Raw genomic sequence first — 22457 nt, forward strand, 5'->3', positions numbered from 1 at the left:
ACCTCGCATCCGAGGGTCGGCCGTCCCCGTCGTGAGATACCGACCTATTGATGTATTTGAAATACCACTATAGCGCGAAAGGCACCGAGATTTCCTGGCCTGGATCAAGTCTAACTCCATAAACGCGAATGCCACCCGGGGGCGGCATTCGCGGCGCAGTGCCGAGGGATCAGGCCTCGGCCTGGCGGCCAGGGCGTAGTGGGCTAGACTCGATGGCCTGCTCCTTCTGGCCGGCGGGATGGTCCCCCACATCCTGGATCTCGGGCAGGTAGCGATAGCGTTCCTCGCCGAGTTCCGGCAGGCGGGCGCGCTCCATGCGGCGGATGGCGCCATGCATCCAGATCAGCGAGACGGCCACCAGCACGAAGAGCACCATGTAGGAGCTGGTCCAGACCCCGGTGAGGTCGAGAACGGCGCCGAAGACGATCGGCAGGAAGAAGCCACCCAGGCCACCGATCATGCCGACCAGGCCGCCCACCGAGCCCACGTTCTCCGGGTAGTAGACCGGTATGTGCTTGTAGACCGCGGCCTTGCCCAGCGACATGAAGAAGCCCAGCAGCACGGTCAGGAGCACCACGCCCCACAGCGGCATGGCCAGGGAGAAGGCGATCTGGCCTTCCTTGCCCTCCACCACATAGTGGGTCTCGGGGTAGGCGAGCAGGAAGAGACAGACCAGGGAGGCGATGAAGGTCAGGTACATGATCGCCCGGGCCCCGTAGCGGTCGGACATCCAGCCCCCCAGGGCGCGGAAGACGCTGGCCGGCAGGGTGTAGAGGGCGGCCAGCGAGCCGGCCACGGCGATGCTGACGTCATAGGCCCCCACGTAGTAGCGCGGCAGGTAGGAGGCCAGGGCGACGAAGGCGCCGAAGACGAAGAAGTAGTAGAGGGCGAAGCGCCAGACCTGCAAGTGCTTGAGCGGCTCCAGCTGTTCCCGGGCGGAGGTGGGTTTGCCGCCCTGGCCGCGGCGGGCCCGGGTCAGCGGGTCCTCCGAGGCGAACACCCAGAAGCCCACGGCCACCGCGGCCAGCACGATGGCGTAGACCACCGCGGTCTGCTCCCAGCCCAGGGCCAGCAGCAGGAAGGGGGCCGCGAAGTTGGTGACCGCCGCCCCGGCGTTGCCGGCGCCGAAGATGCCCAGCGCGGTGCCCTGCTTCTCCTTCTCGAACCAGTAGGAGGTGTAGGCGATGCCGACGATGAAGGAGCCGCCGGCCAGGCCGACGCCGAGGGCGGCGACCAGGAACATCGCGTAGGACTCGACATAGGAGAGCAGGAAGACGCAGGCCGCGGTGACCAGCATCAGCACGCTGAACACCCGGCGGCCGCCGAACTGCTCGGTCCAGATGCCCAGGAAGATACGGCTGATCGAGCCGGTGAGGATCGGCGTGGCCACCAGGATGCCGAACTGGGTCTCGTTGAGCCCCAGGTCCTGCTTGATCTTGATGCCGATGATGGAAAAGATCGTCCACACCGCGAAACAGGTGGTGAACGCCAGGGTGCTGAGCGTCAGTGCCCGGTATTGCTGAGGTCGGGTCACGCCCTCGAGATGTTTCATGTCGAGCCTCCTTCGGCGATGCATGAATGGTCGCCTTCCAGACTGGCAGCTGGGGGGCGGAGGATATTGACGTACATCAAGTCCGTCTCGCCGCTACCCCTTGATATTCCGGGCCTATCCCTTTGGGGGTAGGGGCCGATGCTCCCTTCGACGATGCCGCCAACGACGACCGGGCCCGTCTCGGGGCCCGGTGGTCTTTGGATGGCGTGGTTTCAGGTCTCCGCGCGGTTCAGGGATTCTTCACGTAGGCGTTGCCGCGCAGGTAGAACCACCAGTTGATCACCAGGCAGAGCGCGTAGAAGACGGCGAAGCCGTACATGGCGAGCTCCGGGGTGCCGGCCTGGATCTGCTCGCCCATCACCCGCGGGGCGATGAAGGCACCGTAGGCGGCCACCGCGGAGGTCCAGCCGAGTACCGGGCCCTTCTGCTGGGTATCGAAGATCACCCCGATGCTGCGGAAGGTGGAGCCGTTGCCGATGCCGCTGGCGGCGAACAGCACCACGAACAGGATCATGAACAGGGCGAAGTAGCTGTTGGGGTCGGTGGCGTTGTAGGCCTGCATCATCACCCAGCCGGCCGCGGCGGAGGCCACCACCATCACCACCGAGATGATCTGGGTGACGATGGCGCCACCCACCTTGTCGGAGATCCAGCCGCCGACGGGACGGATCAGGGCGCCGACGAAGGGGCCGATCCAGGCCCAGGTCAGGGCGCTGGGGGCATCCGGATTGGCCACGCGGGTCACGGTGCCGTCGGCGGCCACGTCCATCATGTTGCCGAAGATGACGCTGATGGAGAGGGGCAGGGCCGCCGAGAAGCCGATGAAGGAGCCGAAGGTGAGGATGTAGAGCACCGTCATCGACCAGGTGTGCTTGTTCGAGAAGATCGCGAACTGCTTCTGGATGTTCGGCTTGATGTCACCGGGGATCAGGCGCAGCACCACCAGGGTCAGCACGATGGTGACCGGCAGGGCCAGCCACATGTTGAGGATGCTCAGGGCGACGACACCCACCACGGAGGTCACGATGCCGACACCGTAGAGGCCGAGGATCTTGCCGAAGGCGGCGCCTGGGCTACCCGGGTTGGGGGTGATGGTGCGCAGGTTGTTCATGCCGAACCAGCTGGCGAAGGCCAGGGGGATCAGGAAGACCAGCCAGACGAAGCCGGCATTCTGGATCCAGGTGTCGGTGCCCGCCTCGATGCGCCCGATCAGGGTGCCGCTGGCGCTTTCCAGCTCCATGGGGGCCCCGGCGATGGCGCCAAAGATCCCCACGGTCATCACCAGCGGGATCAGGATCTGCATGGTGGTGACGCCGAAGTTGCCCAGGCCGGCGTTCATGCCCAGGGCATAGCCTTGCTGCTTCCTGGGGAAGAAGGTCGAGATATTGCTCATCGAGCAGGCGAAGTTGCCGCCGCCGATGCCTGAGAGCAGCGCCAGGGCCTGGAACACCCAGAACGGGGTCCCGGGGTTCATCAGCGCGAGGCCGGTGCCCGCGGCGGGAATCATCAGCAGGGCGGTGGTCAGGAAGATGGTGTTGCGTCCGCCGGCGATGCGGATCATGAACGACGCCGGAATGCGCAGGGTGGCGCCGGAGAGGCCGGCGATGGCGCTCAAGGTGAACAGCTGGCTGACCGTGAACGGAAAGCCGAGGTTCTGCATCTGGGTGGTGATCATCCCCCACATCAGCCAGACGGCGAAGCCCATCAGCAGGCTGGGAATGGAGATCCACAGGTTGCGGTTGGCGACCTTCTTGCCTTCCCGCTCCCAGAAATCGTCGTTCTCGACATCCCAGTTTTCGATATCGGCATTCCTGCCGGGCCTGGCGATGCGACCGGTGTCGGCACTCGATTTAGCCATGGTGATTCCCCCTTGGGTATTACCGTTGCGCCCCGCCTTGCGGTCCACGGCGTGACACGGATCAACGCGCGGGGCTTTGAGGCGAAAGATACGCCGCGGCTCGAGGGGGCGAAACTGGCTAAAAATGCCGAAAAATCAGCGGAATACCTCTTGAGGGGTAGCCGGGGTATAAGGCCATCCGGTTGATAGCCAAGCGCTTTTTTCGCACGGGGGAAAGAGGCAGGGCCGCTTGCGCGGCCCGGGATTATTTGGAGGTATCCACAGAGAACCCGTTACCTGCTACCGGTCGACGCCTTCCTGGACGGCCCACACCGCGGCTTCGACCCGCGAGCGCAGGTTGAGCTTCTTCAGCAGGTGCTTGACGTGGACCTTGACGGTGCCCTCGGTGATATCGAGCTTGCGGGCGATCAGCTTGTTGGAGAGCCCGGCGGCGAGTTCGCGCAGGATCTCCCGCTCGCGTTGGGTCAGGCTGTGGATGTCCGTCGCCACCGGCCGGCTGCGCTGGCTGCGCAGTGCCTCGGCGAGCAGGGCGGTGAGGCTCTCGCTGATCACCATGCGCCCCAGGGCCACCTGGCGCAGCTGGCGGACCATCTCGTCGGGGTCCATGTCCTTGAGCAGGTAGCCGTCGGCGCCGCTCTGCAGCGCATCCACCACGTCCTCCTCGTGGTCGGAGACGGTGAACATCACGATGCGTCCGGTATAGTCCGTCTCGCGCAGCCGCTTGAGGGTCTCGATGCCGTTCATGCCCGGCATGTTGAGGTCGAGCAGGATCATGTCCGGGTCGAGCTCGGCGGCGAGCCGCACGCCCTCCTCGGGCTCGCCGGCCTCGCCGACCAGCTCGAGGTCGTCCTCCAGCTCGAGCAGCTGGGAGACGCCACGGCGCAGCAGCGGGTGGTCGTCGATGATCAGGATACTGGCGGGCGTATCGTGGACAGGCGTGGCCATCGTGACTTATTCCCTGTTGCCATTGTGTTTGAGCGCGATGCGATCCTCGGCGGCCCGGTGCTCAGCGACGGGGTCGGTGGCAGCATCCGGGACATGTGAAGCGGGTTGCTGGGTGATCAGGCGTGCGGTCTGGGGCGTGAAGACGAGCTCGACGAGGGTGCCACCGGCGGGGCGATTGCGCAGGCTGAGCTCGCCCCCCAGGGTGTCGGCACGGTCGCGCATGATCACCAGGCCGTAGTGCATGGGTGGCGAGCGGTCGTCCTCGAGGCCGATGCCGTCGTCCTCGATCCGCACCCGGATACGGGCCTCGGCGAAGCGCACCGAGACCCCCGCCCAGTGGGCCCGGGCGTGCTTGTGGATATTGGCCAGGGCCTCGCGGACCACCTGCAGGACGTGGATCTCCTCGTTGGGATTGAGCAGGTGGGGCGGCACGTCGAAGTCCAGCTCGATGGGCGCCGCCATGCGCTCGGCGAATTCCGCGGTGGTCTGGCGCAGGGCGCTCGAGAGTCCCGGCCCCTCGAGCTTGAGGCGGAAGGTGGTGAGCAGTTCACGCAACTGGCGATAGGCACTGTCGAGGCCGGTGCGCAGTTCGTCGAACACGGCGGCCTGGGCCTCCCGGGGCATGTCCTTCTGCTGCATGCGCTCGAGCCGTGCCACCTGCATCTTCAGGTAGGAGAGCGACTGGGCCAGGGAGTCATGCAGCTCCCGGGCGATGATGGTGCGCTCGTTCATCAGCGAGACCTGCTGCTGCTCCTCGATGCGCCGCTGCAGGTAGACCGCGGTGGCCAACTGGTCGGCCAGGGCGTTGAGCAGGCGCCGGGTGCTGCTGGTCAGCGGCTGTTTCCTGGGGTGCCAGACCTCCAGGGTGCCGAGCATCTCGTCACCCACACTCACCGGCAGCAGCAGGCACTCGCCTTGCTCGGTCTCGCGCAGGCGCAGGGGGCGCGGGTCGATCAGGCAGGCGTGGCAGTCGTGGTCGCGGCAGTACTCGGGGCGACGCGCCGAGTGGGTGGCGAGTATGGGGATCTGGCGGTCGTCGATGGGGTCATTGAGCGACAACCGGATGGGGCCGATCTCCAGCAACTGCTCGAGACGACGCAGCATGGGCGCGGCGCTGGAGCACAGGTCGTTGCCGCCGCCATAGAGCTGGCGGCTGCCGTCGTGCATGACCTGCATGGCCAGGTTGCTGCGCTCCAGCTCGGCCTTCTTGCGCGACACCCGCTCCTCCAGCTCGGCATAACTGGCGCCGAGCTCCTCGGCCATGGTGTCGAGGGTGCGGCCGAGCATTGCCAGCTCGTCGTGGCCCTGCAGGCGGGTGCGATGGCCGAAGTTGCGATGGGCGGCCTCCCGGGCCAGCACCATCAGCTGGCGCAACGGGGTGACCAGGTTGTGGCGGATATCGTACAGGGCGATGGCCACGACCACGGCGGTCAGCCCCAGGAAAATGATCTGCAGCACACTGAGCAGGCGGATCTTCGATTCGCTGCTCTCCTCCAGCAGGGTCACCAGGCCATCGATCTCGCCCACCAGGCCATCCAGGGTGGCACTGAGCTCGTTGGTCTCGAGCGGGGTCCCGGCGGTGGTCGCCTCGATCCGGGGGGTGAGCTCCTGGTCCCAGCGCTCCAGCAGCCGCCGGTACTGGACCTGCAGGGCGTGATCGGCCGCCCCGGGCATGGCGCCGGTCAGCTGTGGGCTGGTCAGGCGTTCCCTGAAGCGCTGCGAGAGCGCACGCACCCGCTCGCGGTGCTCGGCCTCCGGCTGCTGCTGGTAGCGCTGCAGGGCAGCGACGATCTGGTAGGTGTTCATGCGCAGCGAGCCGGCCATGTTGATGGCGGCGGCGTCGCCGCGGCTGTTGCTGGCCACGGTCATGGTGACCACGATGCTGATCAGGGCCATGGCGCTGATCGCCAGCAGGGAGGCGATGATGCGGGCCACCAGGGAACGTTGCAGCAGTTTCATCGGTGAGGGGGCCCTCCGGCATCGGGGCGGGCTGAAGGAGTCACGAAGCCATCATTATACCCTAGTAGGTAGGCCCTGCCCCCTCAAAGGTGTACCTCGCATGCCCTTTTGACCGGCGGGCCAAGGCTCACGAGAATTTTCCCATGCTTCCTTTCCCTTGTCTCGGAGCCCTGCCATCCCATGATGCCCCTCCGGGAAGACCCCGTCCGCGACACCGAAGGTGGTTACCGCTCGCTGGTGGTGGTGCTGCTCTCGCCGCTGGCCTTCGCCCTGGTCTTCGCCTGCTGGACGCTGTTCGCCGTGCTGGGCCTCGAGCTCAAGGCGGTGCTCGGCTTCGGCGAGCTCGCCTTCGCCGCCCTGCTGGCCGTGCCCATGCTGGTGGGGGGCCTGGCCAGCCTGCCCATGGCGGGCCTGGCGGTGAAGATCGGTGGGCGCCGGGTCATGCTCGGCTGCCTGCTGTTGATCTGCCCCTTCCTGTGGTGGATCAGCCAGGCGGGCCACTATCTGGAGTTCCTGCTGGCCGGGGCCGGCTTGGGGCTGGGGGCCGGGTCGCTGGCCGCCGGCCTGGTCTATGTGGCGACCCAGGGGCCCCGTCAGCATGCCGGCCTGGCGCTGGGGCTCTACGGCGCCGGCATGCTCGGTGCCGGGCTAAGCTACCTGCTGCTGCCGCTGATCAGCCAGGCCTATGGCTGGCGCCTGGCGCCGCAGCTCTACCTGTTGCCGGTGCTGCTGGTGGCGGGCCTGCTGTGGCTGTTCGCCGACGACCAGGCCGATGCCTCCAGCCGGGCGGTGGACGAGGTACTCGAGCTCGATGACGTGCCCCCACCGCCCGCCGGCTGGCGCCGGGCGCGGGAGCGCCTGGCTTGTTGGCAGCTGTGGCGGCTCGCCTTCGTCTACAGTTTCTTCTTCGGCGCCTTCGTGGCGCTGGCGCTGTGGTTGCCGGGCTACCTGGCGGCCCAGTACCGGCTGCCGCTCGGGAGTGCGGCGCTCTGGGCGCTGCCCTTCACCCTGGCGGTGGGCCTGGGACAGGTGCTCGGCGGCGCACTGGCCGACTGGCGCGACTTCCGGGCCCTGCGCTGGTGGGTCAGCGCCTTCGTGCTGGTCTGTCTCTTCCTGCTCTCCTACCCCCCCTTCACCATGCAGATCCAGGGGGTCCACGGCGAGCTGGCCCTGCGCTTCAGCGCCCCGCTGTGGTGGTTCCTGGCCCTGCTGGTGCCCATGGGGCTGGGCATGGGCATCGGCAAGGGTAGCCTGATGCGGTTGATCCACCGCGACCACGGCGACGACATGGCGCTGGTGGGCGGCCTGGCGCTGACCCTGGGGGGACTCTTCGCCGCGCTGTTGCCGATGATGTTCGTGCTCGGCAACGAGTGGGTCGGCATCCGCAGTGCCGGCTTCATGTTCCTCTACGGCTCGCTGGCGGTATGCATGCTGGTGATGCTCGCCGACCACGCCAGGGCGCCGCACTCGGCGGCCTGACGACCCTGCCGCCATCGGCTTATCCCCTCGTTTCACGGCCTCTATCCCCTTGGGGGTAGAGGCGCGGTATATGGAGGTAACCGGGCAGTAATTCGCCGATCGATCCCCCAGAATCCTCGCCATGAACCTGCCTGGCGTGCGGCACGAGCTCCACGCGGCACGGCGGGCCGGGTGGCCGGAAGCGGTCACACATCTTTCGAGGAGCCTGGAGAGCGACCATGAGTCACTTCATTGATCGGCTGAACTTCTTCCGCAAGACTCGCGAGCCCTTCGCCAACGACCACGGCGAGCTGCGCGAGGAGTCCCGCGGCTGGGAGGACGGCTACCGGCAGCGCTGGCAGCACGACAAGATCGTGCGCAGCACCCATGGCGTCAACTGCACCGGTTCGTGCAGCTGGAAGATCTACGTCAAGAACGGCCTTGTCACCTGGGAGACCCAGCAGACCGACTACCCGCGCACCCGGCCGGACCTGCCCAACCACGAGCCGCGGGGCTGCCCGCGCGGCGCCAGCTACTCCTGGTACCTGTACAGCGCCAACCGCCTCAAGTACCCGCTGATCCGCAAGCCCTTGCTCAAGCTGTGGCGCGAGGCCGTCGCCGAGAAGGGCGACCCCGTCGACGCCTGGGCCTCCATCGTCGAGGACCCGGCCCGGACCAAGCAGTACAAGCGGGCCCGCGGCATGGGCGGCTTCGTGCGCGCCGACTGGGATGAGCTCAACGAGCTGATCGCGGCGTCGAACGTCTACACCGCCAAGCAGTACGGCCCGGACCGCATCATCGGCTTCTCGCCGATTCCCGCCATGTCCATGGTCAGCTACGCCGCGGGCAGCCGCTACCTGTCACTGATCGGCGGCGTCTGCATGAGCTTCTACGACTGGTACTGCGACCTGCCGCCGGCCTCGCCCATGACCTGGGGCGAGCAGACCGACGTGCCCGAGTCCGCCGACTGGTACAACTCCGGCTACATCATCGCCTGGGGGTCCAACGTGCCCCAGACCCGCACGCCGGATGCCCACTTCTTCACCGAGGTGCGCTACAAGGGCACCAAGACCGTCTCCATCACCCCGGACTACGCCGAGGTCTCCAAGCTCACCGACGAGTGGCTCTCCGCCAAGCAGGGCACCGACGCGGCGCTGGCCATGGCCATGGGCCACGTCATCCTCAAGGAGTTCCACCTCGAGCGGCCCAGTGCCTACTTCACCGACTACGTGCGGCGCTACAGCGACATGCCCTTCCTGGTCGAGCTCGAGGCCCGCGAGGATGGCAGCTACGCGCCGGGCCGCCAGATGCGCGCCAGCGACTTCGAGGCGAGCCTGGGCCAGGACAACAACCCGGAGTGGAAGACCGTGGCCTGGGACGAGACCCGCGATCAACTCGTCGTGCCGCGCGGTTCCATCGGCTTCCGCTGGGGCGAGACCGGTGATGAGGTGGGCAAGTGGAACCTCGAGTCGCTCGATGCCGAGGGCACCGAGATCAAGCCGCTGCTGACGCTTGCCGACCACCACGACGAGGTGGCCAAGGTCGCCTTCCCCTACTTCGGCGGCATCGCCCACGAGCACTTCGACCATGTGAAGAGCGAGGGGGCCAGCGACGACCTGCTGTTCCACAGCCTGCCGGTCAAGCGTCTCAAGAAGGCCGACGGCAGCGAGGTGCTGACCACCACCGTCTTCGACCTGATGTGCGCCAACTACGGCATCGACCGCGGCTTCGGAGAGGACGACGGCGCCACCTCCTACGACCAGGTCAGGCCCTATACCCCGGCCTGGCAGGAGAAGATCACCGGCGTGCCGGCCGAGCAGGCCACCCGTATCGCCCGTGAGTTCGCCGACAACGCCGACAAGACCCGGGGGCGCAGCATGATCATCGTCGGTGCCGGCATGAACCACTGGTACCACATGGACATGAACTACCGTGGCCTGATCAACATGCTGGTCATGTGCGGCTGCATCGGCCAGAGCGGCGGCGGCTGGTCCCACTACGTGGGCCAGGAGAAGCTGCGCCCGCAGACCGGCTGGACCCCGCTGGCCTTCGGCCTCGACTGGCAGCGCCCGCCGCGGCACATGAACTCCACCTCCTTCTTCTACAACCACTCCTCCCAGTGGCGCTACGAGAAGCTCCAGATCAAGGAGATCCTCTCGCCGCTGGCCAGGGTCGAGGACTACCCCGGCAGCCTGATCGACTTCAACGTGCGCTCCGAGCGCATGGGCTGGCTGCCCTCGGCCCCGCAGCTGGGCGTCAACCCCCTGAGCCTGGCCAGGGACGCCAAGGCGGCCGGCCTGTCCACCGCCGACTACGCCGTGGAGCAGTTGAAGCGTGGCAAGCTCGCCTTCGCCGCGGAGGACCCGGACGACCCCCGGAACTTCCCGCGCAACATGTTCATCTGGCGTTCCAACCTGCTGGGCAGTTCCGGCAAGGGCCACGAGTACATGCTCAAGTACCTGCTGGGGACCCGCCACGGCATCCAGGGCAAGGACCTGGGCGAGGTCGGCGGCCAGAAGCCCGAAGAGGTCAAGTGGCACGACGAGGCGCCGGAAGGCAAGCTCGACCTGCTGGTGACCCTGGACTTCCGCATGTCCACCACCTGCCTCTACTCGGACATCGTGCTGCCCACGGCGACCTGGTACGAGAAGGACGACCTCAACACCTCCGACATGCACCCCTTCATCCACCCGCTGACCGCGGCGACGGACCCGGCCTGGGAGTCGCGCAGCGACTGGGACATCTACAAGGGCATCGCCAAGGCGTTCTCCAAGGCCTGCGTGGGGCACCTGGGCGAGGAGACCGACCTGGTCACCCTGCCGCATCAGCACGATTCCCCCGCCGAGCTGGCCCAGGTCGAGGTCAAGGACTGGAAGCGCGGCGAGTGCGAGCCGATCCCCGGCAAGACCATGCCGGCGCTGATCGAGGTCAAGCGCAACTACCCCGAGACCTATGAGCGCTTCACCTCCGTGGGCCCGCTGCTGGAGAGCATCGGCAACGGCGGCAAGGGCATCAGCTGGAACACCGAGAAGGAGGTGGACCTGCTCGGCAAGCTCAACCACCGCAAGCTGGACGGGCCGCACCAGGGTCGGCCGCGGATCGAGTCCGCCATCGACGCCGCCGAGATGATCCTGGCCCTGGCGCCGGAGACCAACGGCCAGGTGGCGGTGAAGGCCTGGGGCGCGCTGTCGAAGATCACCGGGCGCGACCATACCCACCTGGCGCATCCCAAGGAGGAGGAGAAGATCCGCTTCCGCGACATCGTTGCCCAGCCGCGCAAGATCATCTCCAGCCCGACCTGGTCCGGCCTCGAGGACGAGCATGTCTCCTACAACGCCGGCTACACCAACGTCCACGAGCTGATCCCGTGGCGCACCGTCAGCGGCCGCCAGCAGTTCTACCAGGATCACCCCTGGATGCGTGCCTTCGGCGAGAGCCTGCTGGTCTATCGTCCGCCCATCGATACCAAGGCGGCGATCAGCCTGGCCGAGACGAAGGGCAACGGCAACCCGGAGATCGCCCTGAACTGGATCACCCCGCACCAGAAGTGGGGCATCCACTCCACCTACAGCGACAACCTGCTGATGCAGACCCTGTCGCGGGGCGGTCCCATCGTCTGGATGTCCGAGGATGACGCCAGGGCCATCGGCGTCGAGGACAACGACTGGATCGAGCTCTACAACGCCAATGGCGCCATCGCCGCCCGGGCGGTGGTCAGCCAGCGGGTCAAGAACGGCATGGCGATGATGTACCACGCCCAGGAGCGGATCCTGAACATGCCGGGCTCCGAGATCACCGGCACCCGCGGCGGCATCCACAACTCGGTGACCCGGGTATGCCCCAAGCCGACCCACATGATCGGGGGCTACGCGCAGCTGTCCTACAGCTTCAACTACTACGGCACCGTCGGCTCCAACCGCGACGAATTCGTCATCGTACGCAAGATGAAGAAGATCGACTGGCTGGATGGCGAAGGCAATGACACCGTGCAGGAGGCCGTGAAATGAAGATTCGTTCCCAGGTAGGCATGGTCCTCAACCTCGACAAGTGCATCGGCTGCCACACCTGCTCGGTGACCTGCAAGAACGTCTGGACCAGCCGCGAGGGCGTGGAGTACGCCTGGTTCAACAACGTCGAGACCAAGCCCGGTATCGGCTATCCCAAGGAGTGGGAGAACCAGCACAAGTGGAAGGGGGGCTGGCTGCGTCGCAAGGACGGCAAGATCGAGCCGCGCATCGGCGGCAAGTGGCGGGTGCTGGCGAACATCTTCGCCAACCCCGACCTGCCGGAGATCGACGACTACTACGAGCCGTTCACCTTCGACTACCAGCATCTGCACACCGCCAAGCAGAGCGACCACCAGCCCACCGCGCGGCCGCGTTCGCTGATCTCCGGGGCGCGCATGAACAAGATCGAGTGGGGCCCGAACTGGGAGGAGATCCTCGGCACCGAGTTCGCCAAGCGGCGCAAGGACGCGAACTTCGAGCAGATCCAGGCCGACATCTACGGCCAGTTCGAGAACACCTTCATGATGTACCTGCCGCGCCTGTGCGAGCACTGCCTCAACCCCACCTGCGTGGCGTCGTGCCCGAGCGGGGCGATCTACAAGCGCGAAGAGGACGGCATCGTCCTGATCGACCAGGACAAGTGTCGCGGCTGGCGGATGTGTATCTCCGGCTGCCCCTACAAGAAGATCTACTACAACTGGAAGACCGGCAAGTCGGAGAAGTGCATCTTCTGCTACCCGCGCATCGAGGCCGGCCAGCCGACCGTCTGCTCCGAGACCTGCGTGGGGCGCATCCGCTACCTCGGCGTGCTGCTCTACGATGCCGACCGCATCGAGGAGGTGGCCAGCTCGGCGGACGAGCGCGACCTCTACCATCGCCAGTGCGAGATATTCCTCGACCCCAACGACCCGGAAGTGATCGCCCAGGCCAGGAAGGACGGCATCACCGACAACGTGATCGCCGCCGCCCAGGCCTCGCCGGTCTACAAGCTGGCCATGGACTGGGGCCTGGCGCTGCCGCTGCACCCGGAGTACCGCACCCTGCCGATGGTCTGGTACGTGCCGCCGCTGTCGCCGATCCAGTCCGCCGCCGAGGCGGGCAAGGTCGAGTTCGACGGCGTGATGCCCAGGATCGAGTCGCTGCGCATCCCGGTGAAGTACCTGGCCAACATGCTCACCGCCGGTGAGGAGGCGCCCGTGGTGCTGGCGCTCAAGCGGTTGATGGCCATGCGCCTCTACATGCGCGGCAAGCACGTGGAAGGCCAGGCCGAGACCGAAGTGCTGGAGAGCGTCGGCCTGACCGAGGCCCAGGTGGAGGACATGTACCGCTACCTGGCGATCGCCAACTACGAGGACCGCTTCGTGATCCCCACCAGCCACCGCGAGATGGCCACCGAGGCCTTCCCGGAGCGCGGCGGGTGCGGCTTCAGCTTCGGCGACGGCTGCCACGGCGAGAGCGGCGAGAGCCTGTTCGGTGGTCGCAAGACGACCACCACCCTGGTCAAGCCGGTGGAAACCTATGACCCGCAAGCCGAGGAGGTCCGTCATGGCTGAGGCCGCGATGCAATACCCCGCGACGGAGCCGGACATGCTGAGCCTGCGCGTGCTGGCCCGGTTGCTCGACTACCCCACCGAGGCGCTGCAGGCCGCGGCGCCGGAGATGATCGAGATCACCGATGCCGAGCTCCGGCTGCCGGCGATGCTGCGCACCGCCCTGATGGACTGGTGCCAGCGACTGCTGGATGCCGACCTGATGGACCTGCAGGCCGAGTACGTGGCGCTGTTCGATCGCGGGCGCAGCACCTCGCTGCTGCTCTTCGAACACGTCCACGGCGAGTCCCGCGACCGCGGCCAAGCCATGGTCGACCTGCTGGCCGAGTACAGCGCCGCGGGCTTCGAGCTCGACGCCCGTGAGCTGCCGGACTACCTGCCGCTGTTCCTGGAGTACCTCTCCACCCGACCGGAGGCCGACATCGGCCGCTGGCTGGGCGAGATCCGCCACATCCTGGCGCTGCTCGCCGCTCGGCTGGAGGAGCGCGACGCCGACCACGCCCTGGTGCCCCTGGCGCTGCTGGCGCTGATCGGTGCCGAGGCCGACGTCGACGCCCACCGCGAGCGGGTCGTCGAGGAGCCCCGCGACGACACCCCCGAGGCGCTGGACGAGGTCTGGGAGGAGGAGGCGGTGCGTTTCTCCGCCGAGTCCGACCAGGACTGCGCCCTGCAGTCCGCCGAGGGACGCCGCCTCGCCGAGCGCAAGCGTGAGGTGCCCAGTGACCCCGTACGTATCATGCCTGGCACCGGCCCGGCTGCCAGCTGAAGGAGAATCGCCATGTTTTCCGAATACCTGCAACACCTGATCTACGGCTACTATCCGTATCTGGCCGGTACGGTGTTCCTGGTCGGCAGCCTGCTGCGCTACGACCATGGCCAGTACACCTGGAAGACCGGCTCCAGCCAGATGCTCTCGTCGAAGAACATGCGCCTGGCCAGCAACCTCTTCCATATCGGCATCCTGGTGATCTTCTTCGGCCACCTGTTCGGCATGCTGACCCCCCACTGGGCCTATGCGCCCTTCCTGTCGGCGGCTGCCAAGCAGATGCTGGCTATCGTCATCGGTGGCATCGCCGGGGTGATGTGCCTGGTGGGCGGCGCCATGCTGCTCTACCGCCGCCTGACCAACCCGCGGGTCAAGGCCTCGTCGAGCGTCATGGACAACGTCATCCTCGGGCTGATCGTCTTCCAGGCGGCGCTGGGCGTGATCAGCGTGTACTTCTCGCTGGGCCACCTGGACGGCGAGATGATGCTCACCCTGGCCGCCTGGGCCCAGGCCATCGTCTTCTTCGGCGGTGGTGCGGCGGACTACATGACCGAGGTCTCCTGGATCTACAAGCTCCACGTCTTCCTCGGGCTGACCATCATCCTGCTGTTCCCGTTCTCGCGCCTGGTCCATGTCTGGAGCGTGCCCTTCGGCTATGTGACGCGCCGCTACCAGCTGGTCCGCAAGCGGGGCTGAGACAGGCCTTGCCCACACCTCCGGCAGGGGCGCCGGGGGCAGGGCGAAGAGGAGGTCATTTGCCATGGATGGCAAATGTAGCGCCCAGGGAGGGGTTCACAGCGCCTCCTCGCAGCCCTGCCGCCGGAAAAGCCCCCTCCTACCGGACCGTTGAGAAGAGCTCCAAGGATTTAGCCATGCAAAAGATCGATATCGAGCAGATCCCGGGGGGCGCCAGCCCCCCGCCCATCCGGGTCGGCGAGGCCACCATCGAGGAGGCCGCCATCGCCCAGGAGATGCAGTACCACCCGGCCGACAGCGCCGGCAGTGCCCAGCTCAAGGCGGCCCGTGCCCTGGTGGTGCGCGAACTGCTGCGCCAGCGCGCCGCGGCCCTGGGCCTGAGTGATGCGGCCAATGGCGAACTCGACGAGGCCGATGCCGCCATCGCCGAGTTGCTGGAGCAGGAGCTGGACGTGCCGGACCCCGCCGAGGCGGATTGCCGGCGCTTCCACGCCGCCCATCCCGAGCGCTTCAGCGAGCCCACTCGCCTGCGGGTACGCCACGTGCTGCTGGCCGCGGCCCCGGACGATGCCGAGGCCCGCGATGCCGGCTATCGCCTGGGCGAGACGCTGATCCGCGAGCTGCAGGCAGTGCCCGAGCGCTTCACTGAGTTCGCCCAGCGTCACTCCGCGTGCCCATCGAAGGAGCAGGGTGGCGAGCTGGGCTGGCTGGCCCCGGGACAGACCGTGGCCGAGCTCGACCGCGCCCTGCAGCACCTGCCAGAGGGACTCCATGAACGGCCGCTGGCCTCGCGCTACGGTTGGCACCTGGTCAGCATCGACGAGCGCGTCGAGGGGCGCGAGCTGTCCTACGAGCGGGTCGCCGAGCATGTCCGTCACAGCCTGCGCGAACAGGCCACCCGCCGTGCCCTGCGCCACTACCTGCTGGCGCTGGAGGCCGAGATCGGCGTCGAGGGGGTCACCCTGGACGACGATGCCGGCCGCTCATTGATGCAGTGACGGAGGATTCCCGATGGCCCATGTGCATGCCGATGCCCCCTTCGAGCCGCTGGGCATGGCGGTGCTGACCGTTTCCGATACCCGCGGCTTCGACGCGGACGGCAGCGGCGACCTGCTGAGCGCGCGCCTGACCGAGGCCGGCCACGGCCTGGTCGAACGGCGCATCGTGCCCGATGACGTCTACCGCATCCGCGCGGAGGTCTCCGCCTGGGTGATGCGCGACGACATCCAGGCGATCCTGGTCAACGGCGGCACCGGTTTCACGCCCCGCGATACCACGCCCGAGGCCCTGACGCCGCTTTTCGACAAGGCCATCGACGGCTACGGCGAACTGTTCCGCCAGCTCTCCCTCGCGACCATCGGCAGCTCGACAATCCAGTCCCGGGCCGTGGCCGGGGTGGCCAACCGCACCCTGATCTTCGCCATGCCGGGCTCGCCGAAGGCCTGCGCCACGGCCTGGGACGGCATCATCAAAGCCCAGCTCGACGCCCGCACCCGGCCGTGCAACTTCGTCGCCATGGTGCTGCCCGAGGCCGAGCCTTGCGCGAGCCGCCAGTCGGCCGGCCCGGCCGGAGCGACGACATGAACTGCGGCTGTGCGGAGGTCGTCACCCCGGGCCTGCTCGATCTCTTCGATGCCCGTGCCCGGATGATCGACGCGGCGGTGCCGGTGGCCGGCCGGGAGCGCCTGGCGCTGGACGAGGCGGCCGGGCGGGTGCTGGCCGGGGACGCCCTGGGCGATCTCGACCTGCCGGGCGTCGACAACAGCGCCATGGACGGCTACGCCCTGCGCCTGGCCGATCTCGAGGACGCCAAGGCGAAGGGCCGTGGCCTGACGGTGGCACAGCGGGTGCCCGCCGGTGCCGGGGTGCTGCACCTGCCGCGAGGCGGCTGCGCGCGGATCTTCACCGGGGCGCCGGTCCCGCTGGGCGCCGATGCCGTGGTGCCCCAGGAGCGCACCCGGATCGATGCCCAAGGGCACGTGCATGTCGAGGGGGAGGTGTCGGCCGCTGCCAATATCCGCCGCCGTGGCGAGGAGGCCCGTGCCGGCGAGCGGGTGCTGGCCGCCGGCACGCGCCTGACCCCGGCGGCCATCGCCCTGCTGGCCAGCCACGGCATCGCCGAGGTGGTGGTGCGCCCGCGCCTGACGGTGGCGCTGATCTCCACCGGCGACGAGCTGATCGAGCCGGGTTCGCCCCGGGTGCCGGGCCAGGTCTACAACAGCAACGCCGCCATGCTGCGTGCCCTGCTGGCACAGCAGCAGTGCCGGGTACTCGACCTGGGCATCGTCGACGACACGGCCTCGGCCGTGCAGGAGGCGTTGATCGTCGCGCGGGACAGCGCCGACCTGGTGATCTGCACCGGCGGGGTCTCGGTGGGCGAGGAGGATCATGTGCGCCCGGTGGTCGAGCGCCTGGGTGGCATCGCCTTCCACGGCGTGGCCATCAAGCCCGGCAAGCCCTTCGTCTTCGGCTGGCTCGGCGCCGGTGCCGCGAGTGGCACGCCGCTGATCGGCCTGCCCGGCAACCCGGTGGCCTCGCTGGTCGGCTGGCAGTTGCTGGCCCTGCCCTTCGTGCACGGTCGCCAGGGCCGTCCCCCGGCACCGCTGCAGCACTACCCGGTGGCGGCCGGTTTCTCGCGGCGTGGCCCGCGCGGACGCCGCGAACTGTTGCGGGTGGTGCTGGACTGGACCGGCGGCGCCCCCGTCGCGACCCTCGCGGGAGGCCAGGGCTCCCATATGCTCGGCGCCGCCAGCCAGGCGAACGGCTACCTGATGATCGATGCCAATACCCATGTGGAGGAAGGCCATGTCTACGGATACTGCCCCGGCACCCAGTTCCTCGGCTGAGCTGCTGTTCCGGCCCCGGCAGCTGCGTGACCTGGTGCGTGGGGTGCCCTGGCTCTCCACGCTCGACGACGACGAGGTCGACGCCCTGCTGGAAGACACCGAGGTGCGCACCCTCAAGACCCGCGAGTGGCTGTTCCGCCAGGACGCCCCGGCGCACTGGCTCTACATCGTCATCAGCGGGGTGGTCAGGCTGGTGCGCGACACCATCGACGGCCGCCAGGCGACCATCCGCTGCGTGGAGCGTGGCGGGCCCCTGGGCCAGCTGAGCATGGTGTCCAGCGAGGGCGTCTACCTCTATTCCACCGAGGCACTGCGCCGCACCCACGTGCTGGCGATTCCCGCCCCCCGCTGCCGTGCGCTGATGGACAACCGTCCGGCTTGCCGGGCGGAGTTCATGAGCCGCCTGGCCCTGGAGCTCACCGAACGCCTGGAGGACATGGCGTTGCTGACCCAGGCCGATGCCATGGCGCGGCTGGTCAGCTACATCCTGCGCCAGTTGCCCGGCAGCCGCGCCAAGGGACCGCGGGTGGTGCGGTTGACCATTCCCAAGCGCTGGCTGGCCGCCCAGCTGGCCATGACCCCGGAGACCCTGTCGCGCCTGCTCGGCAAGCTGCGCGACAGCGGTGCCATCAACATCGACCGTCAGCGGCTGGTGGTGCTCGACGAGCAGAAACTGCGCGACACCCTGCTGGCCGACGACTGAACCCCGCAACGAGGGAGGCGAGATGTCCCGCAAAGCGAACCAGCCACGCACCCTGGTCTATGCCTGCTCCGGCTGTTCCGACGTGGCCCAGCTGGCCAACGAGGTGGCCCTGCGCCTCGACCACGGCGGCGTGGCGGAGATGTCCTGCATCGCCGGGGTGGGCGGCGGCGTGCCCGCCCTGGTGCGCGTGGCTCGCTCCGGCCGGCCCATCGTGGCCATCGACGGCTGCCAGCTGCACTGTGCCAGCCACTGCCTGGCCAGCGCCGGGGTGACGCCCACCGAGCACGTCAGGCTTTATGAACAGGGCCTGCGCAAGCGCAAGGGCCGGCTCTACGACGAGGCCACCATCGCCTCGGTCACCCAGGGCGTCGGCGAGCTGATTGCCCGGCTGCCCATGGACGGGCCGGCGGCGGAGCGCCCCTCATGACGTCTCAGGTCGACGGCTTCGGCCGCGCCATCCGCTCCCCCTGCGATGCCTGCAACCGCGTGCGGATCACCGCCGGGGTCGGCGGTTCGAGTCTAGCGGCACCATGCAGACTCAGGGGAGAGATCAACGTTTACCGCGAAACAACTCGCGCCAGAAGTCGAAGGCGGCCAGCAGCACGCAGAGGACGGTGAAGATGATCAGGTCGATATGCGGCACGAACAGCGGCACCGTGATGAGGAAGGCGATCAGCCCGAGCAACGCCGCGATGGCCAGAACCTTGTCGGTCATTCGTCCCCCTCCCCCGAGAGCGTGCGCACCAGCCACCGCGCGGTTCTGAGCAGCCGGGCGTCCTGTCCGTGCCGGCCGACCAGTTGCACCCCCAGCGGCATCCCGTTCGACCCCGTCATCAGCGGAAGACTGATGGCCGGCAATCCGCAGAAGGTCCAGAGGCTGCAGAATATCGCATCGCCGGTGCTCTCCAGCCCCGCCGGCGCCTCGCCTGGCGCTGCCGGCGTGACGATGGCGTCGAAGCGGTCGAAGATGGGGCCGAGCGAGTCGTGCAACACCTGGCGCATATCGCGTGCCGCCAGGTAGTCAGGCGCCCTCATCGACCGCCCGTCGGCGATCAACTCGCGGAACGTCTCGCTGGTCTCCTGTGGTGCGCGGTCGACATAGTGGCCGAGATTGCGCGCCATCTCGGCCGCCATCACGCCGCCGAGCCAGCCGGCGCCGCGGGCGAAGACCTCGGGCAACTCGACCTCGTCGGCCTGCTCGCCCAGCGCCTCGCCAAGCTCGCCAAAAGCATCCCGTGTCGAAGCATCCGCACGCTCCCAGAAGGGTGTCTTGACGAAGGCCAGCGCCGGCGTCACCGGCGGCTCGGCCAGCGCGGTAGCGGTGAGCGGCCCCGGGCTTTCCCGCGCGTCCGCATCCTGCCCGTCCGGCCCCATCAACAGTTCGGCCAGCGCCGCATCCTCGAGCGTGCGCGCGAAGACGCCGACCTGGTCGAGGCTCGGCGCCAGGGTCAGCACACCGCTGCGCGGGATGGCGCCGAAGGAAGGCTTGTACCCGACCACGCCACAGAACGCGGCCGGTCGGATCACCGAACCATTGGTCTGACTGCCGAGCGCCAGCGGCACCATGCCGGCCGCCACGGCGGCCGCCGAGCCGCTCGACGAACCGCCGGGCGTCCGTCCCGGGTCGTGCGGGTTGCGCGTCTTGCCCGGCTGGTAATAGGCAAACTCGGTGGTCACCGTCTTGCCGAGGATCACCGCCCCGGCGGCCCTCAACCGCCGGGTCACCGTGGCGTCCACGGAGGGCCGCTTGCCGGCGTCGATGGCGGTACCGTTCGCTGTCGGCATGCCCTTGACGTCGATGATGTCCTTGAGCCCGACGGGCACCCCGTTCAGGGGCCCGAGTGGCAGCCCGCGCCGGCGGCGCCGGTCGCGCTCCTCGGCCTCGGCCATCGCCTTGTCGCGGTCGATGAATTCCCAGGCCTGGATCCGTTCCTCCTCCGCCGCGATGCGCTCCAGGCAAGCCGCCACCAGTTCGGCCGAGGTCAAGCCCCCCTCGGCGATGCGCCGGGCCGCCTCACACGCCGTCAGCGCGGCAAGCTCCTGCGTTGAATTTTTCTTAACGCCCATAGATCAACTCCGGCAGCCAGAACACGATTTGCGGCAGGTTGTACAGCACGATCATGGCCAGGAACACCATGGCCAGGAAGGGCATGCAACCGCGGAAGATCTCGACGAGTTGTACGTGGGGCGGTGCGATCCCCTTGAGGTAATAGGCCGACATCGCCATGGGTGGCGTCAGGAACGAGGTCTGCAGGTTGAGCGCCACCAGGATGCCGAAGAACAGCGGGTCGACGCCGAAGTGCGGCAGCAACGGCAGGAAGATCGGCACGAAGATGATGATGATCTCCGACCACTCCAGCGGCCAGCCCAGCAGGAAGATGATGAACTGCGCCAGGATCAGGAAGGTGAGCGGGGTGATGTCGAGCCCGGTGACGAACTCGGTGATCAGGTGCTCGCCGCCCAGGTAGGAGAACACCGAGGAGAAGGTCCAGGAACCGACGAACAACCAGCACACCATGGCCGTGGTCTTCATGGTCAGGTAGACCGCCTCGCGCAGGCGCTGCCAGGTCAGTGCACGATAGGCCACCGCCAGCATCAGCCCGCCGAGCGCACCCGCCGAGGCCGCCTCGGTGGGCGTCGCCAATCCGAACAGGATCGACCCCAGCACCGCCATGATCAGCACCGCCAGTGGCACGAAGGAAGTGAAGATCATCACCACCAACTTCAGCGTGGGGATGTCGCCGGCCTCTTCTTCCGTCGGCTTGGGTGCCACTGAGGGCTGCAGCACCGAGCGTCCGATGATGTAGAGCAGGTAGAGCCCGGCGAGCAAAAAGCCGGGAAGCAGCGCCCCGGCGTAGAGCCGCACGATCGATTCCCCCGACGCCGCCGCATAGACGATCAGCATGATCGAGGGCGGGATCAGGATGCCGAGCGTGCCGCCGGCGCAGATCACGCCCGAGGCGAAACCGGTGTTGTAGCGCGCCTTGAGCATGGCCGGAAAGGCCAGCAGGCCCATCAGCGTCACCACCGCACCCACGATGCCGGTAGCTGTGGCGAACAGCGCACAGGTGATCAGTGCCGCCACCGCCATGGCGCCGGGCAATCGCTTGGCGGCAATGTAGAGCGTCGAGAACAGCCGGTCGACGATGTTGGCACGCTCAACGATGTAGCCCATGAACAGGAACAGGGGCACCGCGGTCAGCACCTCGTTCGCCATCACCGAGTAGGTCTGGTTGACGAACAGATCGAAGATCCGATTGTTGAAGAACCCGCCGACCCAGGTCTCGACTAGTTCCCAGTTACCGGCACCAGCCTCTAGCGCGCGGTCGTGGTCGCGCCACATGCGGCCCGGATTGAAATAGGCGTAGTAGCCGAAGATGATGCCCAGCGCCATCAGGGTGAAGGCGATCGGGAAGCCGAGAAAGATGATGAGGATGAAGATCCCCAGCATCATGATGGCGATCTGCGGATCGGTCATGTATCGTCTCTCCCGTGTGCGAACTTCTCGGCCTTGTCGATCTCTCCGGCAGCCGCCTGCTTGATCAGTTTGTCCTCGAGTTCCTCGACATCCTCCACGCTGGGCGGCCATTCATTGGTGCGGATACAGAGGATGCAGCGGCAGACCTGGGCAATGCCCTGGATGAACAGCAGGATCCCGGCCACCATGAGCATGGTCTTGAAATGGAATACCGGCACGCCCGCCGGTGAGAAAGTGCTCACTTCCATATAGCGCCAGGAGCGCTCGGCATACTTCCAGCCGGCGACCACCAGCGCGGTGATACCGGGGTAGAAGAAGATGAAATAAAGCACCAACTCGACCTTGGCCTGGGTGCGCGGTTGCCACAGCCGATAGAGGAAGTCGCCACGCACATGGGCGTTGCGCGCCAGCGTATAGGCGCCCCCCACCATGAACAGCGTGCCGTAGAGGATATAGGACATGTCGAAGGCCCAGGCGGTGGGCGCATTGAAGACATAGCGCGACACCACCTCATAGCCCATGCCGAATGCCATCAGCAGGATCAGCCAGGCAAAGGCTCGGCCGAACCAACTCGTGAGGCGATCGATGAAACGAATGACGTTGAGCATGATACGCGAGCACCTGCCGGATCGGGTCGCG

Annotated in this window: 18 protein-coding genes; 10 read left to right on the forward strand and 8 right to left on the reverse strand. The window is 67.5% G+C overall.

Translation table 11 applies throughout. The features are described from left to right. Positions 1-169: 169 nt before the first annotated feature. The 4 genes from MKP05_RS07940 to MKP05_RS07955 all read right to left on the reverse strand — a co-directional run bounded on the left by MKP05_RS07940 (position 170) and on the right by MKP05_RS07955 (position 6314). Positions 170-1552 (reverse strand): MFS transporter, encoded by a 1383-nt coding sequence (locus MKP05_RS07940; RefSeq protein ID WP_240567813.1) that lies wholly within the window; start codon positions 1550-1552, stop codon positions 170-172. Between the two features lie 229 nt (positions 1553-1781). Further along, positions 1782-3410 (reverse strand): MFS transporter, encoded by a 1629-nt coding sequence (locus MKP05_RS07945; protein ID WP_240567814.1) that lies wholly within the window; start codon positions 3408-3410, stop codon positions 1782-1784. A gap of 279 nt (positions 3411-3689) precedes the next feature. Next, positions 3690-4355: a two-component system response regulator NarL gene (gene narL, locus MKP05_RS07950; protein WP_240567815.1), complete on the reverse strand. Its 666-nt coding sequence runs from the start codon at positions 4353-4355 to the stop codon at positions 3690-3692. 6 nt (positions 4356-4361) lie between these two features. Continuing rightward, positions 4362-6314: a type IV pili methyl-accepting chemotaxis transducer N-terminal domain-containing protein gene (locus MKP05_RS07955; RefSeq protein WP_240567816.1), complete on the reverse strand. Its 1953-nt coding sequence runs from the start codon at positions 6312-6314 to the stop codon at positions 4362-4364. Between the two features lie 180 nt (positions 6315-6494). Between MKP05_RS07955 and MKP05_RS07960 the strand changes: the two genes are divergently transcribed. The 10 genes from MKP05_RS07960 (at position 6495) to MKP05_RS08005 (ending at position 18767) form a co-directional block, all read left to right on the forward strand. Beyond that, positions 6495-7793: an MFS transporter gene (locus MKP05_RS07960; RefSeq protein ID WP_240567817.1), complete on the forward strand. Its 1299-nt coding sequence runs from the start codon at positions 6495-6497 to the stop codon at positions 7791-7793. Positions 7794-8011: 218 nt separating this feature from the next. Beyond that, positions 8012-11779, forward strand: coding sequence for a nitrate reductase subunit alpha (locus tag MKP05_RS07965; protein ID WP_240567818.1), 3768 nt, complete (start codon positions 8012-8014; stop codon positions 11777-11779). After that, positions 11776-13332 carry a nitrate reductase subunit beta gene (gene narH, locus MKP05_RS07970; protein ID WP_240567819.1) on the forward strand — a complete coding sequence of 519 codons (1557 nt, stop codon included), beginning with the start codon at positions 11776-11778 and terminating at the stop codon, positions 13330-13332. The genes MKP05_RS07965 and narH overlap by 4 nt, the downstream gene beginning before the upstream one ends. Next, the gene (narJ, locus tag MKP05_RS07975) at positions 13325-14095 is read left to right on the forward strand and encodes a nitrate reductase molybdenum cofactor assembly chaperone (protein WP_240567820.1); all 771 of its coding nucleotides are present in this window, start codon (positions 13325-13327) and stop codon (positions 14093-14095) included. Before narH ends, narJ begins: the two co-directional genes overlap by 8 nt. Before the next feature lie 12 nt (positions 14096-14107). Beyond that, on the forward strand, positions 14108-14791 hold the full coding sequence (narI, locus tag MKP05_RS07980) for a respiratory nitrate reductase subunit gamma (protein WP_240567821.1): 684 nt from the start codon (positions 14108-14110) through the stop codon (positions 14789-14791). Positions 14792-14967: 176 nt separating this feature from the next. Then, positions 14968-15789, forward strand: a complete 822-nt coding sequence (locus MKP05_RS07985; protein ID WP_240567822.1) for a peptidylprolyl isomerase — start codon at positions 14968-14970, stop codon at positions 15787-15789. Positions 15790-15802: 13 nt separating this feature from the next. Then, positions 15803-16375 carry a molybdenum cofactor biosynthesis protein B gene (gene moaB, locus MKP05_RS07990; RefSeq protein WP_240567823.1) on the forward strand — a complete coding sequence of 191 codons (573 nt, stop codon included), beginning with the start codon at positions 15803-15805 and terminating at the stop codon, positions 16373-16375. After that, positions 16372-17637, forward strand: a complete 1266-nt coding sequence (locus tag MKP05_RS07995) for a molybdopterin molybdotransferase MoeA (protein WP_240567824.1) — start codon at positions 16372-16374, stop codon at positions 17635-17637. Before moaB ends, MKP05_RS07995 begins: the two co-directional genes overlap by 4 nt. Further along, positions 17597-18340: a Crp/Fnr family transcriptional regulator gene (locus MKP05_RS08000; RefSeq protein WP_240567825.1), complete on the forward strand. Its 744-nt coding sequence runs from the start codon at positions 17597-17599 to the stop codon at positions 18338-18340. Before MKP05_RS07995 ends, MKP05_RS08000 begins: the two co-directional genes overlap by 41 nt. 22 nt (positions 18341-18362) lie before the next feature. Beyond that, the gene (locus MKP05_RS08005) at positions 18363-18767 is read left to right on the forward strand and encodes a putative zinc-binding protein (RefSeq protein ID WP_240567826.1); all 405 of its coding nucleotides are present in this window, start codon (positions 18363-18365) and stop codon (positions 18765-18767) included. Between the two features lie 123 nt (positions 18768-18890). On the opposite strand, the gene MKP05_RS08010 is transcribed toward MKP05_RS08005, so the two are convergent. From MKP05_RS08010 to MKP05_RS08025, 4 genes are read right to left on the reverse strand one after another with little or no spacing between them, the layout of a single operon-like run. Further along, entirely contained in the window at positions 18891-19055 is a 165-nt protein-coding gene (locus MKP05_RS08010; protein WP_181422070.1) for a hypothetical protein, read from the reverse strand. Then, positions 19052-20407, reverse strand: coding sequence for an amidase (locus MKP05_RS08015; RefSeq protein ID WP_240567827.1), 1356 nt, complete (start codon positions 20405-20407; stop codon positions 19052-19054). The genes MKP05_RS08010 and MKP05_RS08015 overlap by 4 nt, the downstream gene beginning before the upstream one ends. Then, positions 20397-21818 (reverse strand): TRAP transporter large permease, encoded by a 1422-nt coding sequence (locus MKP05_RS08020; RefSeq protein ID WP_240567828.1) that lies wholly within the window; start codon positions 21816-21818, stop codon positions 20397-20399. Before MKP05_RS08020 ends, MKP05_RS08015 begins: the two co-directional genes overlap by 11 nt. Continuing rightward, positions 21815-22426, reverse strand: a complete 612-nt coding sequence (locus MKP05_RS08025) for a TRAP transporter small permease subunit (protein ID WP_240567829.1) — start codon at positions 22424-22426, stop codon at positions 21815-21817. The genes MKP05_RS08020 and MKP05_RS08025 overlap by 4 nt, the downstream gene beginning before the upstream one ends. Between the last annotated feature and the right edge of the window lie 31 nt (positions 22427-22457).

Origin of the sequence: Halomonas flagellata (genome assembly GCF_022487945.1) — a bacterium.
GTDB classification, from domain to species: Bacteria; Pseudomonadota; Gammaproteobacteria; order Pseudomonadales; family Halomonadaceae; genus Halomonas; species Halomonas flagellata.